General features: G+C 65.3%; 12 protein-coding genes. 9 read left to right on the top strand and 3 right to left on the bottom strand.

The window, feature by feature from the left end:
* Window positions 1-283: 283 nt before the first annotated feature.
* Both CH295_RS03070 and CH295_RS03065 read right to left on the bottom strand, forming a co-directional pair.
* A complete protein-coding gene (locus CH295_RS03070) occupies window positions 284-1294 on the bottom strand; it encodes a COG1361 family protein (RefSeq protein ID WP_094739752.1) in 1011 nt (336 codons plus the stop codon).
* A gap of 7 nt (window positions 1295-1301) precedes the next feature.
* Window positions 1302-1820, bottom strand: a complete 519-nt coding sequence (locus tag CH295_RS03065) for a hypothetical protein (protein ID WP_094633105.1) — start codon at window positions 1818-1820, stop codon at window positions 1302-1304.
* 210 nt (window positions 1821-2030) lie between these two features.
* Here CH295_RS03065 and CH295_RS03060 point away from each other — a divergent pair, with 210 nt between their 5' ends.
* The 9 genes from CH295_RS03060 to CH295_RS03020 all read left to right on the top strand — a co-directional run bounded on the left by CH295_RS03060 (window position 2031) and on the right by CH295_RS03020 (window position 13916).
* On the top strand, window positions 2031-3254 hold the full coding sequence (locus CH295_RS03060; RefSeq protein ID WP_170945721.1) for an acyl-CoA dehydrogenase family protein: 1224 nt from the start codon (window positions 2031-2033) through the stop codon (window positions 3252-3254).
* A 23-nt stretch (window positions 3255-3277) separates the two neighbouring features.
* A complete protein-coding gene (sfnG, locus tag CH295_RS03055) occupies window positions 3278-4402 on the top strand; it encodes a dimethylsulfone monooxygenase SfnG (RefSeq protein ID WP_094633106.1) in 1125 nt (374 codons plus the stop codon).
* A 95-nt stretch (window positions 4403-4497) separates the two neighbouring features.
* Window positions 4498-5679 carry a DUF5336 domain-containing protein gene (locus tag CH295_RS03050; protein ID WP_141216941.1) on the top strand — a complete coding sequence of 394 codons (1182 nt, stop codon included), beginning with the start codon at window positions 4498-4500 and terminating at the stop codon, window positions 5677-5679.
* A 75-nt stretch (window positions 5680-5754) separates the two neighbouring features.
* Window positions 5755-7200, top strand: a complete 1446-nt coding sequence (locus tag CH295_RS03045; protein WP_094739751.1) for a cell division protein PerM — start codon at window positions 5755-5757, stop codon at window positions 7198-7200.
* A gap of 71 nt (window positions 7201-7271) precedes the next feature.
* Complete coding sequence (purN, locus tag CH295_RS03040; protein WP_353955445.1) at window positions 7272-7895, top strand: phosphoribosylglycinamide formyltransferase; 624 nt, start codon at window positions 7272-7274, stop codon at window positions 7893-7895.
* Window positions 7892-9448: a bifunctional phosphoribosylaminoimidazolecarboxamide formyltransferase/IMP cyclohydrolase gene (purH, locus tag CH295_RS03035; protein ID WP_037191926.1), complete on the top strand. Its 1557-nt coding sequence runs from the start codon at window positions 7892-7894 to the stop codon at window positions 9446-9448. The genes purN and purH overlap by 4 nt, the downstream gene beginning before the upstream one ends.
* A 150-nt stretch (window positions 9449-9598) precedes the next feature.
* Window positions 9599-10468: an endonuclease domain-containing protein gene (locus tag CH295_RS28065; RefSeq protein WP_094739749.1), complete on the top strand. Its 870-nt coding sequence runs from the start codon at window positions 9599-9601 to the stop codon at window positions 10466-10468.
* A 116-nt stretch (window positions 10469-10584) separates the two neighbouring features.
* Window positions 10585-11970, top strand: coding sequence for a sigma 54-interacting transcriptional regulator (locus CH295_RS03025; RefSeq protein WP_037191931.1), 1386 nt, complete (start codon window positions 10585-10587; stop codon window positions 11968-11970).
* Complete coding sequence (locus CH295_RS03020; protein ID WP_094739748.1) at window positions 11970-13916, top strand: vWA domain-containing protein; 1947 nt, start codon at window positions 11970-11972, stop codon at window positions 13914-13916. Before CH295_RS03025 ends, CH295_RS03020 begins: the two co-directional genes overlap by 1 nt.
* A 1-nt stretch (window position 13917) precedes the next feature.
* On the opposite strand, the gene CH295_RS03015 is transcribed toward CH295_RS03020, so the two are convergent.
* A complete protein-coding gene (locus CH295_RS03015; protein ID WP_094739747.1) occupies window positions 13918-14490 on the bottom strand; it encodes a DUF1707 SHOCT-like domain-containing protein in 573 nt (190 codons plus the stop codon).
* Window positions 14491-14493 lie beyond the last annotated feature (3 nt).

The following is a 14493-nucleotide window of genomic DNA, read 5'->3' as shown; positions in this document are numbered from 1 at the left end:
CGGTGGGACTGCTGCCGGCGGTGCCGCCTCGCTCGTCGTAGTCACCTGCACCGGAGGAACCGGGGTCGTGGCTGTCGGATCGTCGAAGACCGGGCACAGGGGGGTCGGCACTGTCGAGGTGCTCGTCGGGACTGGAGTAGTTGTCTCCGGCACTTCCGCTTGTGGAAGAGCGCAATTTTCTTCCACAACGGGCTGTTCGACGATCGGCTGAGCCGACACCGCCGGATCGACGGTGGCCGCAAGGACCACCGCCAATCCGACTGCCAATGTCAGACGTCGCATGTCAGCTGGTCTTTCGTCGCCGAATCACAATGAGTACCGCCGCCGCGACGGCGATGATTCCCAACGCAACGACCGCCCAGACCCACACCGGAGTACCCGACTCGGACGAAGAGTCTTGTGCGGCGACCGAGCCCTGGTCGGGGAAGGTGAGTTCGACGTTCGACGTCTTGTTCACCAACCCGCTCGTGACGGTGACTGCGGCCTGCCACGGCCCTGCGGGAAGAGCGGGGTCGAGCGTGAACGTGACGCTTCCTGATTGCCCAGGCGCGATGGACCCGCCCGAGCCCTTCACCGGTGTACCGGAAATACCGCCTGGGCCACCGGAGAGTTCGACCGTCCCGCTCGGATCGAGAGCTCGGCCGCCGGTGTTGGTGATGTTCGCGACGACCTGTGGGGCACCGTCGTCGCTGCGAGCAGCGGTGACTCCATCGATGGACAGGTCGGCTGCGGGACCGTTTCCTGGACCGACCGAGAGGTAGGTGCGAATACCGACGCGGCTGACGTTCTGGATGCCGGTTCCTGATGGGGCACCAGCAGTTTGCGCCCAGACGACGGCGTACTGCTCACCCTCGGGGGCGTCGGGTGGAACCGCGATGGTCACCACCGCTTCGGCCGCCGAGTTAGGAGCGAGCGTGAGGTCTGTCGGCGTCACCGACATCCACGTCGTGAGCTCGTTGACGGCACGGTCGTCACCCACCTCGAAGCCGGAGTTGTCGGCTCCGATCGATGCAGCTGCCGGGTACAGCGTGACCGGCTGCTGTTGATCGGTGCTGTTGCTGACCTCGATGCGTCTGGTGATGGTGGTGCCGGGCGGCAGGTTGTCGATGATGTATGCCAGCGCCCGCGGGTCGTCCTGGAGGGATACCGGCGCTTCGAGCAGTCGTATACCCACGCTGCCCACCGGTGCCGATTCGGTTGGTTGCTGAGCGGCCGCCGGAGCCTGCGTGACGAACGCCGAAGCGAACATCAGCACGGTCAGGACTCCGGCAGCCAATCCCCGATGAAGTGACATGTACAGATCAGGCGACCGAATGCGTGACGACGCCCGTGTAGGTACCGGCGACGACGTTGCTCGGCAGCGCGACGGAGACAGTACCGGCCCAGGTGGCGGTGTTCGCTCCCACGACAGCCGTCGCGGTTACGACGGTCTTGTTGGTGTCGATGACCTGAGGAACCAGTATTCCGAGCACCGTCGAGATGCCCGTGCGCCCCGGAGCGAGCGGTGCCGAGTAGGACACGGCAGTCGCGGGAATCGATGCGGGATCCGGTGAGGGCTTGTCGAATGCGGTGCTGACAGCCTTCGCAGTCCAGCCGTTGAGTCCGAGTCGTTGATCGGACACGACGACCGGGGTGATGTCTCCGCTGGCAGTATTCCCGGTGACGGTCAGGGGTGAGTCTGTCGGCGCGGTGATGGTCAGTGCACCGCCCGCAACGGTGAAGGTCACGTTGGTGGGGACGGCGTTGGAGACGGCAGGCGAGATGACGGCAGCAACGAGGGCACCGGCGGCGGCGACGGTGGCGAAGAGTGACTTGCGCATGAGGGGCGTCCTAGGGGAGTGCGAGCCCCAGGGACTCGCCGGTTTGTGATGTGTACAACATTAATCGCCCCCGTTAGTGATGCGTTACAAATTGTGGATAACTGTCACGGGGTATTTTTGAGAGGCAGAAACGGACCTGGCACATAATTCTTAAAATCATGCTGAATCGAAGTGTGGTCATCGATTCGTTGCCGGACTTCACTGATCGTCATGACAACCACCGAGAACCGTGCTCTCACCAAGTCCTGGCCCGACGCCCCCACCACTGCTGCCGGATGGATCTCCCGCGCCGGTGAGGTGGCTCAACTTCTCGCAGTCGACGCTGTCGCTCGCGACAAGGGGCGCGAGGCCCCCGCCGCCGAGGTCCAGTTGCTCAAGGACGCCGGCCTCGTCACTCTGCTCGGCCCCGTCGAACACGGCGGCGCGGGCCAGGACTGGCCGACGGCGTATCAGGTGATCCGCACCGTCTCGAAGGCCGACGGCTCGATCGGTCAATTGCTCGGCTACCACCTGCTGTGGTTCTGGGCCGCTCGACTCGTCGGCACCCCCGAACAGATCGAGGCCGTCGAAGCAGACGCTACGAAGAACAAATGGTTCTTCGGCGGTGCCGTCAACCCTCGGGACAACGACGTCGCCGTCACCGACGAGGGCGACACCATCGTCTTCGACGGTTCCAAGACCTTCTCCACCGGCAGCCGCATCTCCGACGTCACCGTGCTCGAAGGAGCACTCGAAGGCAGCACCGATCACGTGTTCGCGATCGTGCCGTCGAACATCGAGGGGCTGTCCTTTCATGACGACTGGGACAACATCGGTCAGCGTCAGACCGAGAGTGGCAGTGTCACCATCGACAAGGTTCGCGTCGATTGGGCCAGCGCAGCAGGGTTCGTGGACAAAGCTTTTCAGCCGCGCGTCTACAACACCCTCAACGTTCCGACCATCCAGCTGGTGTTCGTCAACTTCTACCTCGGAATCGCGAGGGGCGCACTCGAGGAAGCCGCGTCGTACACCAAGGACAAGACCCGGGCGTGGCTGCACAGCACCGTGGACAAGGCCGTCGACGAGCCGTACATCATCGACATCTACGGCGATCTGACGTCCAAGTTGTGGGCCGTCGAAGCGCTCGCCGACGCAGTTGCGTTGGAAGGAAAGAAGATCCACGACAACGCCTGGAGCGTCACCGCGGAGGAGCGCGGTGAGCACGAGGTACGCGTCGCCGCAGTGAAGGCTCGCGCCACGGAGGTGTCGCTCGAGATCACGTCCACGGTGTTCGAGGCCCTCGGCGCGCGGGCGACGGCCAGCAAGTACGGCTTCGACCGTTTCTGGCGCAATGTGCGTACGCACACCCTGCACGATCCGGTCGCATACAAGCGACGCGAGGTCGGGCGCTGGGTTCTCACGGGCGAACTGCCCGAGCCGACCTGGTACTCGTAGAACGCACTGGTAGGAGAACAACGATGAGCACCGAAAAAATCGCCGACGCAATCAAATTCGCGTACTGGGTACCCAACGTCTCGGGTGGTCTGGTCACCAGCACCATCGAGCAACGCACCAGCTGGGATTACGAGTACAACAAGAAGCTGGCGCAGACGGCCGAGAACAACGGATTCGAGTACGCCTTGAGTCAGGTTCGCTACGAAGCCAGCTACGGGGCAGAGTTTCAGCACGAGTCGACCAGCTTCTCGCTCGCGCTGCTGCTGGCCACCGAACGACTCAAAGTCATTGCAGCAGTGCATCCCGGGCTGTGGCAGCCGGCGGTCCTCGCCAAGCTCGGTGCCACTGCCGATCACCTGTCGAACGGCCGATTCGCGGTCAACGTAGTCAGTGGTTGGTTCAAGGACGAGTTCACCCACCTCGGTGAGCCCTGGCTCGAACACGACGAGAGGTACCGTCGCAGTGCAGAATTCCTGCAGGTACTGCGCAAGATCTGGACCGAGGACGACGTGGACTTCCGAGGCGACTTCTATCGGATCCACGACTTCACACTCAAGCCCAAACCGCTGAACAGTCCAGATCGTCCCAACCCCGAACTGTTCCAGGGCGGCAATTCGTCTGCAGCGCAGGAGAATGCCGGTCGGTACTCGGACTGGTACTTCAGCAACGGCAAAGATTTCGACGGCGTCACCGAGCAACTCGACAACCTCCGACGCGTCGCGCGTGATCACCGGCGTGAGGTCAAGTTCGGGCTCAACGGCTTCATCATCGCGCGAGACAGCGAGAAGGAAGCGCGAGACACATTGCGCGAGATCATCGAGAAGGCCAACAAGCCTGCCGTCGAAGGTTTCAAAGGAGCGGTGCAACAGGCAGGCAATTCGACGGGCGACAAGAAGGGAATGTGGGCGGACTCGACGTTCGAGGACCTCGTTCAGTACAACGACGGCTTCAAGACCCAATTGATCGGCACCCCGGAACAGGTGGCCGAGCGCATCGTCGCCTACCGTCGCCGCGGCGTCGACCTGATTCTCGGCGGATTCCTGCACTTCCAGGAGGAGATCGAGTACTTCGGGGCGAAGGTCCTGCCGCTGGTTCGGGAACTCGAGGCCGCTGAGGCGCACGACCAGGAGTTGGTGGCAGCCCGCTGACCTTTCGGTTCCGTGATCGGTCGGGTCCGTGCAGTAGCGTGAGTTCTCGGACCCGACCGACCTGGGGTACGGACAATCTCAGATGAGGAGACGCGATGACCTACTCGCCCGGCGGCCCTGAAACAGGGGGCTCCAACTCTGGTGGCTACGGCGGAGGTGGACCGTCCTACGGCCCGTCGTCCTCGCCGAATCAGCCGTCGTCCAACCCGCAAGGTCATCCAGGCCAGAACCAGCCGTTTCACCAGCCGTCGGTGTCCAATCCCTTCGGCCCTCCGGTACCCGGCACCTCGGCACCGGGCTCGACCGGCCCGGCTTCCGCTGCACCGCAGTCGAAGTCGCCTGGGTCGGCTCTGTCGAGCCTGCCGAGAATTCTCACGTTCGTGATCCTCGGGCTCGGCGTCGTCACTTTCCTGCTCGGACTGCTCGACCTCGTGACCGCCGAGGTCACCTCGTCCCAGGAACTGCCCAGCAGCATCCAGACGTCGTTCAGCACCACGTTCTTCGCGTCCGGCGGTAGCGCGGTGTCGGTTGCTCTGCTGCTGGCAGCGGGCTTGATCGCCGGTGCCTCGCTGCTGCAGAAAGACGCCAGGAATCAAGCCGTGGTGGCCGCCCTGGCGATCGCCGGTTGGCTGGTGCTGGTCTTCCAGTCGTTCAGTCTGCCCAGCGCAGAGGGCAACGAGTTCGCCAGCACCACCAGCTCGCTCGGTATCGGTGCGATCCTGGTGCTCGTCCTCGGCTTCGTCCAGGCTGCCGCCGCGGTGGCTGCACTGCTGTTCGACGCGGGCATCGTCAAGGCTCCGGCTCCCAAGCCTGCGGGCTACGGCAATCAGAACCAGCAGGCCGGATACGGCCAGCAGAACCCGTACAACGCGCCGACCACATCGTTCGGTGGACCGTCGCAGCCGCAGGCCTACGGCAATCCGCCGTCGTACGGTCAGCCTCAGGGAACGTCGTCGAACTTCGGTCAAGCACCGAGCGGGCAGTCGTCGGGGCAGCATTCCTACAACCCGGGCGGACAGCCGTCGTACGGACAGTCCGCTCCCAACACCCCGTCGCCGCAGGGCGGCTACGCACCGCCGCCGTACACCGGTCCGAGTGCTCCGGCCGCCGGGCAGGCCTACCCACCGAATCAGTACCAGTACGGCCAGCCGTCCGGATACGGCCAGCCCCCGGCGAAGTCGGACGAGCCCGAATCGGGCGACCAGTCGACGCCGTACGGCGCGCCGACGCAGTCGTTCGGTGCCACTCCCGCCGAGGACGAGAACAAGCGCGACTGATTCATTGCTTCATCACAGCTCGCTTCGCGGCGCGCCTGACCGGCGCGCCGCGAAGATGATGCGACTCTCGTTGCGATGAGCGATCTATTGAACCGAGAGACGCGACGCGCGGCCGCCCGGGCTCCCCGCGCGAGCACCGGCCCGACGCCCGATCAGTCGCGCATGCTCGCCGCAGTGGCCTTCAAGACCTCCGGTCTGGTCGTGGTGATTGCGACGACCCTTGCTCTGATCACCCTGGTCTCGGTCAACAGCGACCTCACGGGAACCCTCGGGGCGATCGCCGGGTCGTGGTTCGCCGTGCACCTGGTACCCCTGAGCATCGGCGGTACGTCCCTCGGCGTCGCACCGCTTCTGCCGACACTGATCATCGGTTGGTCCGTCGCCCGTACCGTCCACCACTCGGTGGACTCCGGCACCGATCGCCGAGTGGTTCGGTGGGTGTTCGCGGCGTCGATGGCGGGCCCGCTCGCCGTCACCGCCATCGCCCTGGCCGTCGCCAAGGACGCGTCGACCGTCATCGGGCTGTCCAGCCCGAACGCCCTCGTTGCCTTCTCCTGGGTCGCAGGCGTACATGCGGCCGCGTCCGGGACCGGTCTGCTTCTCGCCCGCTGGGACTCACCCTTGATCCGCGGCGGACTCCCGGACTGGGTGCGCGCGCTCGTTGCGCCCTTCGTACGCGCGATATCGATTCTTGCTGCAGGCGGCGCGGCCGTCGTACTGCTCGCCCTGCTCGCCTCCTGGGAGACCGCGGGCGCGCTGCTCGAGAGCGGACGCGATGTCGTCGGCATGCTCGGACTGACCGTGGTGTCGGTGCTCTACCTCCCCAACGTCGTCATCGGTGCTCTCGCGGTGGCCACCGGTTCCACTGCCGGGTTCGGCGACGCGTCGGTCAGTCTGTTCTCCACCACGGGAGGACCGCTCCCGCCGCTGCCGATCCTGGCTGTTCTGCCCGAAGGATCGGCCCAGACGATCTGGGTCGTCATGCTCGCCGTTCCGATCGGTGCCGGGCTGCTGCTCGGCCGCGACTGCGCGATCCGCAGCGCCGATATCCAGGTCGCAGTGTCGTCCGTGTGGGTCGTGGCGGCTGCAACCGGCGTGCTCGCAGCGTTGTTCGGCTACGCCGCAGGCGGAAACCTCGGCACCTTCGGCACCGTCGAAGTCACCGTGTGGAGCTTCGGACTGCTGACATTCGCGTGGCTGGCCGTCGCCGGTTCGATTACCGCGGCCCTCGTCGTGTGGCGTCGAGCAGAACCCGAGCCGACGCTCGACGAGCCCGTTCCGATGCCCGTGCCTGCGGCCGAGTTGGCAATCGAGGCCGCCCCAGCCGAGCCGGAGGACGACGAACAGCTCCAGGAGGCCGACAAGGTCGAGGAGGTCGTCGAGGCGGAGGTCGTGGACGACGTCCCGGCCGAGATGCCCCCGGCCGAAGAACCGGATGCGACCGTCGAGGCCGCTACCGACGAACCGTTGGACGCCGAGATCGTCGCTCCTCCCGGAGACCAGGACGGACCTGCCCGGTAGGGCTCGAGGGCGCAGCGACTAGGCTTTCCGCTGGCTCGAACGATCCGCCTCGATGATTCAGGAGTAGTGCGCTGACTGCCTTGCGTGAGACACCCGCGCGGGTCGTCGTCCTCGCGTCGGGGACCGGCTCGCTGCTGCAGTCGCTCATAGCCGCGACTGCCACCGAGAACTATCCCGCCCGCATCGTCGCCGTGGGAGTCGACCGCGACTGCGATGCAGTCTGCCGTGCCGACGATGCCGATATCCCGCACTTTCGTATCGCCCTGCGGGACTTCACGGATCGATCGGGTTGGGACCAGGCGCTCACCGATGCCACGTCGAGCTTCGAGCCCGACCTGGTCGTCACCGCCGGTTTCATGAAGATCCTCGGCCCGCAGTTCCTGGGTGCCTTCACCGGACGCATCGTCAACACCCACCCCGCGCTCCTGCCGTCGTTCCCCGGTGCACATGCCGTGCGGGACGCACTCGACCACGGCGTCAAACTGACCGGTTCGACGGTTCATCTGGTCGATTCCGGCGTCGACACCGGGCCGATCCTCGCGCAGGAAGCCGTACCGGTTCTCGACGGCGACGACGAATCCGCGTTGCACGAACGCATCAAGACTGTGGAGCGACGGTTGCTGGTCGACGTGATCGCAGCCGTGGCCGCCAAAGGTGTCACCTCCGATGGACGAAAGGCTCAGATAATCCGATGAGTGAACGTAAAGCAGTGCGCCGCGCGCTGGTCAGCGTCTACGACAAGACCGGACTGATCGAACTGGCGACCGGCTTGCACAGCGCAGGCGTCGCTCTGGTGTCCACCGGATCGACGGCGAGCAAGATCGCCGACGCCGGAATCCCGGTCACCAAGGTCGAGGACCTCACCGGATTCCCCGAGACCCTCGAGGGGCGCGTCAAGACGCTGCATCCTCGCGTGCATGCCGGCGTACTCGCCGACACCCGTAAGCCCGAACATCTTTCGCAGCTCGAGGAATTGGGCATCGAGGCGTTCGAGCTCGTCGTGGTCAACCTTTACCCGTTCACCGAGACCGTCGCCAGTGGCGCGACGCCGGACGAATGCGTCGAGCAGATCGACATCGGCGGACCGTCGATGGTGCGCGCCGCGGCCAAGAACCATCCGTCGGTGGCCGTCGTTGTCGACCCGGCCCGCTACGAGGACGTGCTCACCGCCGTCTCCGGTGGCGGATTCACCCTCGCCGAGCGCACGTCGCTCGCCGCGCAGGCCTTCCAGCACACGGCCGCCTACGACGTCGCGGTGGCATCGTGGATGAGCAATGTGCTGACCCCCGACACCGAGACGGTGTTCCCGGAGTGGATCGGCGGCACCTGGGACCGTTCGGCCGTGCTCCGCTACGGCGAGAACCCGCACCAGAAGGCGGCCCTGTACGTCGACTCGTCCGCTGCCGCAGGCATCGCGCAGGCCGAGCAGTTGCACGGTAAAGAGATGTCGTACAACAACTTCACCGATTCCGATGCAGCCTGGCGTGCGGCGTTCGATCACGCCGAGCCCACCGTCGCCATCATCAAGCACGCCAATCCCTGTGGCATCGCGGTAGGCAAGGACATCGCCGAGGCGCACCGCAAGGCTCACGCCTGCGATCCGGTGAGCGCGTACGGCGGCGTCATCGCTGCCAACCGTGAGGTCACCGTCGAGATGGCCGAGCAGGTAGCCGAGATCTTCACCGAGGTCATCATCGCGCCGTCCTACGCCGACGGTGCCCTCGGAGTGTTGCAGCGCAAGAAGAACATTCGCGTGCTGCTCGCGGTCGCACCGCCCACCTCCGGCGTCGAACTCAAGCCGATCTCCGGCGGCGCACTGCTGCAGCAACGGGACGTGCTCGACGCGGACGGAGACAACCCGGCCAACTGGACCCTCGCAGCCGGCGAACCCGCCGACGAGCAGACGTTGAAGGATCTCGAATTCGCTTGGCGCGCAGGCCGAGCCGTGAAGTCCAACGCGATTCTGCTCGCCCACGACGGTGCGTCGGTCGGCGTCGGAATGGGCCAGGTCAACCGCGTCGACGCCGCCCACCTCGCCGTGCAGCGGGCCGGGGATCGCGTCGTCGGCTCGGTCGCGTCCTCGGATGCCTTCTTCCCGTTCCCCGACGGTCTGCAGGTTCTCATGAGTGCAGGCGTCAAAGCCGTTGTGCAGCCGGGTGGTTCGGTACGCGACAACGAGGTGATCGCCGCGGCTCAGGACGCGGGAGTGACGCTGTATCTCACGGGATCGCGGCACTTCGCTCACTGATGAATGACGCCGAAGTCGCAGTTATGCAGGCCCATACCCCATTTATGGCCGCATAACTGCGAACTCGGCGATCTGTGGATAGGCAAAAAGTTATCCACAGATCGCTGAGCAGGCCCTTTCCCTGGTGGCGACCCTGCCAAGGTTGAAGCCATGGGGATGCAGATCGGGCCGTTTCGGGGTTCTCAGGCGATACGTTCGGGCGCTCTCAGCAGGTACGAGCTGAGCCGCAACTACGTCAGGGTCTTTCGCGACACGTATGTCTGCGACGGGACCATTGTCGATGCGCGAACGATGGCTATCGCCGCATCGATCTGCGTCGGCGATGGTGCCGTGATTGCAGGGGTCTCCGCGGCGGCAGTCCACGGCGCGAAGTGGATCGACCCGAGTACTCCTCCGAGTGTGTTGGCGACCGGGAGATCGCACCAGTTGCCCGGGCTCCGAATCCACCACGACGCGTTCGATACCGACGACGTCATGATCGCTCAGGGATTCGCGGTGTCCACACCCGTGCGCACCGGATTCGATATCGGTCGCTGGGTGCCGTCGCCGCTGTCGGTGGTCTTTCTCGACTCACTACTCGCCGCAACCTGCGTCGACGGGGAAGCCATACGTGCGTATGCGCTGCAGCGACCGGGCACCCGAGGCATCCGGCGCCTGTTCGGTGCGCTCGATGTCGTCGACTGCGGTGCAGAGTCGCCACAAGAGACGCGCACCAGATTGCTTCTGGTCGAGGCGGGGCTCCCGAAGCCCGAGACTCAAATCGAAATTCGTGACAGTTCGAACAGATTCGTGGCACGCATCGACATGGGGTGGCGTCGTTGGCGGGTGGGGGTGGAATACGAAGGCGTTCACCATTGGTTCGACGAGCGTCAGCGGACCCGTGACATCGAGCGGTTCGAATATCTCGATCGTGCCGAGTGGCAGATCGTCCGCGTCAATTCCGAGCAGATGCGGCTGCGACCGCACGAAGTTGTGGCACGCGTGCGGGCAAAGCTCCGCGCCGCGGGTGCCCCGGTGTAGCGAGGTCGCACTTACGTGGGCGATTTGTCCTGTTCAAGTGGCGTAGGTGCGAACTCGGCGGCAGCGCTCTTTCCCTCTCGATGGCAGCATCGGCCAAACGCTCGTAGCGTGGAGAAGTGACCTCTACCAAACCTGGCATTTCGACTCTCGGCGAACTCAAGGCATCCGGACATCGGCAGCGGTCGATCAAGGAAGAGTTGCGGGAAAATCTTCTGACGGCATTGCGTGACGGCACGGATCCGTGGCCGGGGATCGTCGGATTCGGCTCGACGGTGTTGCCGCAGTTCGAGCGCGCGATTCTGGCCGGTCACGACGTGGTGCTGCTCGGCGAGCGCGGGCAGGGCAAGACGCGGCTGCTGCGCACCCTGAATCTGCTGCTCGACGAGTGGGTGCCGGTGATCGCCGGAGCCGAACTGGGTGAGCACCCGTACGAGCCGATCACCCCGGCCAGCATCCGCAAAGCCCAGGAGCTCGGCGACGACTTGCCCGTCGAGTGGCGACATCGCACCGAGCGGTATGCCGAGAAGCTCGCGACCCCGGATACGTCGGTGGCGGACCTCGTCGGCGACGTCGACCCCGTCAAGGTCGCCGAGGGCCGCAGCCTCGGCGACCCGGAGACCATTCACTTCGGACTCGTCCCGCGCAGCCACCGCGGCATCGTGGCGATCAACGAGCTCCCCGACCTCGCCGAGCGGATCCAGGTCTCGCTGCTCAACGTCATGGAGGAGCGTGACATCCAGGTCCGCGGTTACACGCTGCGGCTACCGCTCGACGTCATGCTCGTGGCGAGCGCGAACCCCGAGGACTACACCAATCGCGGGCGCATCATCACCCCGCTCAAGGACCGTTTCGGCGCGGAGATCAGGACTCACTACCCCCTCGAACTCGACGCCGAGGTGGCCGTCATCGATCAGGAGGCGGAGCTGCAGGCAACCGTCCCCACCTATCTGCTCGAGGTGCTGGCCCGATTCACCCGACTGCTTCGCGAGTCGCCGTCGGTCGATCAGCGCTCCGGTGTTTCCGCTCGATTTGCGATCGCAGCAGCCGAAACCATCGCTGCCGCAGCCGTTCACCGGGCCGCGATACTCGGTGAGGCCGAGCCCGTGGCCCGGCCGGTGGATCTCGGCACCATCATCGAGGTGCTGCGCGGCAAGGTCGAATTCGAGTCGGGTGAAGAAGGCCGCGAAATCGAGGTGCTCGAGCACATGCTGCGCCGGGCGACTGCCGATACCGTTCGAGCTCACCTCGGCGGCATCAACCTCGCGGCTCTGGTGACAGCAATCGAGACGGGCGAGCCGATCGTCACCGGCGATCGCATCACCGCCAAGGCGTTGCTCGACGAGCTGCCCGACGTCGAGGTCATCGGCGACATCCACGAGCGTCTGAACGCCACCTCGGACGGCGAGAAAGCGGCCGCCGTCGAACTCGCGCTCGAGGGTCTCTACCTGGCGCGTCGGATCTCGAAGGACCCCGACGACGACGGCCAGACGGTGTACAGCTGATGCGTCGTTCCAGGTACGGGCGCTATCACGACGGGCCGGATCCTCTTGCGCCACCGGTTGATCTGCGTGAGGCGCTCGACGCCATCGGCGAGGACGTGCTCGAGGGCGCGTCGCCGCGTCGGGCGTTGCAGGAGATGCTGCGACGCGGAACGAAGAACATGCGTGGGCTCGACGACCTGGCCGCTCAGGCCGCCAAGCGTCGTCGAGATCTGTTGAAGAAGAACAATCTCGACGGCACGCTGCAGGAAGTGCGCGAGCTGCTGGACAAGGCGGTGCTCGAGGAACGCAAGGCGTTGGCACGTGCCCTCGACGACGATGCGCGGTTCCAGGAGATGCAGATCGGCGATCTCTCACCGTCCACTGCGCAAGCGGTACAGGAGCTTTCGGACTACGAGTGGCGTTCGTCGGAGGCACGCGAGAACTACGAGAAGATCAAGGACCTGCTCGGACGCGAAATGCTCGATCAGCGTTTCGCCGGGATGAAGCAGGCCCTCGAAGGTGCCACCGACGAGGACCGTCAGGCCATCAGCGAGATGCTGAAGGACCTCAACGAATTGCTCGACGCCCACAACAAGGGTGAGGACACCGACGAGCAGTTCGAGCAGTTCATGGACAAGCACGGTCAGCACTTCCCGGAGAACCCGAAGAATGTCGACGAGCTGTTGGATTCGCTTGCGCAGCGAGCGGCAGCGGCGCAACGGCTTCGCAACTCGCTGAGTCCCGAACAGCGGGCAGAGCTCGATGCGTTGGCGCAGCAGGCCTTCGGCGATTCGAACCTGCTGAGTCAGCTGGATCAGCTCGATCAGAATCTGCAGCAGGCCCGGCCCGGCGAGGACTGGGACGGCTCGCAGAACTTCCGCGGCGAGAACGGTATGGGACTCGGCGACGGCACCGGCGCGCTCCAGGACATCGCCGACCTCGAGAACCTGGGAAACCAACTCTCGCAGCAGTACAACGGAGCTGCGCTGGACGACATCGACGCCGACGCGTTGCTGAAGCAACTCGGGCCCGAGGCCGCGGCCGACGCCAGGATGCTCGCCGAGCTCGAAAAGGCGCTGCAGCAGCAGGGTTTCATGGACAAGGGTGCCGACGGTCAATGGCGACTGTCGCCGAAGGCGATGCGGCAGCTGGGGCAGTCGGCGCTGAAGGACGTCGCGGGAAAGCTGTCCCGACGCGGCGGCGAGCGAGACACTCGCAAGGCAGGTGCGATGGGGGAGCCCACCGGAGCGTCGCGAGCGTGGGAGTTCGGTGACACCGAGCCGTGGGACGTGACCCGCACGGTCAACAATGCGGTACTGCGTTCAGCAGCAACAGGATCGGGCTTCCCGGTGCAGCTGCAGGTGACCGATGTGGAGATCAGCGAGACCGAGACGCGAACGCAGGCTGCCGTGGCCCTGCTTGTCGACACGTCGTTCTCGATGGTGATGGACGGCCGGTGGGTGCCCATGAAGCGCACAGCGCTGGCTCTCAATCACCTGGTGAGCACTCGTTTTCGCGGGGACGATCTGCAACTCATCGGATTCGGCAGGCACGCGCAGACATTGACGGCGTCCGAGCTGGCCGGGTTGGACGGTGCCTACGACCAGGGCACCAATCTGCATCACGCGCTGATGCTTGCGGTGCGGCATCTGCGGCGTCATCCCAATGCGCAGCCGGTGGTGTTGATCGTGACCGACGGTGAGCCGACGGCTCATCTGGAACCGGACGGTCGCGCATATTTCGACTACCCGCCGTCGTCGAAGACGTTGGGGCTGACGGTGCGCGAGCTCGATACCGTCGCGAAACTCGGTGCGCAGGTGACGATCTTCCGGCTCGGCGACGATCCGGGCCTCGCGCGGGTTGTCGACAAGATGGCCGAGCGCGTGGGCGGACGCGTCATCGCGCCCGATCTCGACGGACTCGGTGCCGCGGTGGTGACCGACTACCTGAAGCGTCGGCGATCCTGAATCACTTGTCGGCGGGCTTGATCTCCACCGATACTCCGCCCCAGAAGGCGAAACCGGTGATGATCACGCGGGGCGCGCCGGGGTGCGTCGCGCTGACGTGCTCGAATCCGCCCATGATGCCCATGCCGCGGACTTCGACGCTCACACCGGGCGGCACGGTGACCTCGATGCCGCCCATGATGGCGACGCAGTTGATGGTGGTTTCCTCGGTGGTGAACGTTGCGCGGCGTAGGTCGAGTTCGATGCCACCCCAGAATGCGAACGCGTCGATGCGCGTGGCGGGGGTCCATTCGCTTTTGCGCACGGCACCACTCATGATCGCGATCACGCGGTCGTTCGTGGGGCCACCGGACGGTGCATGTGCAGGGGGAGGGGACAGCACCAGGTCGCCGGTCAACAGGTCGAGTTCGCCGTAGGTCTTCGCTCGGTACACCGCAGCGGTGCGCTCGTCGTATTCATCGACGGTGAGTTGGCCGTTCGCGAAGGCGTCGCTCAGCAGCTGCGCGACGAGGGTCCTGTCCGCGTCGGCGGCGCGAACCTGGCTTCGATCTCGGTCGGGCAGATGATCGCTCACTGC

The organism is Rhodococcus sp. 14-2483-1-2 (assembly GCF_002259405.1).
Classification (GTDB): domain Bacteria; phylum Actinomycetota; class Actinomycetes; order Mycobacteriales; family Mycobacteriaceae; genus Rhodococcoides.
The sequence above is the reverse complement of the archived record's forward strand: the minus strand, read 5'-3'. Positions and strand labels throughout refer to the sequence as shown.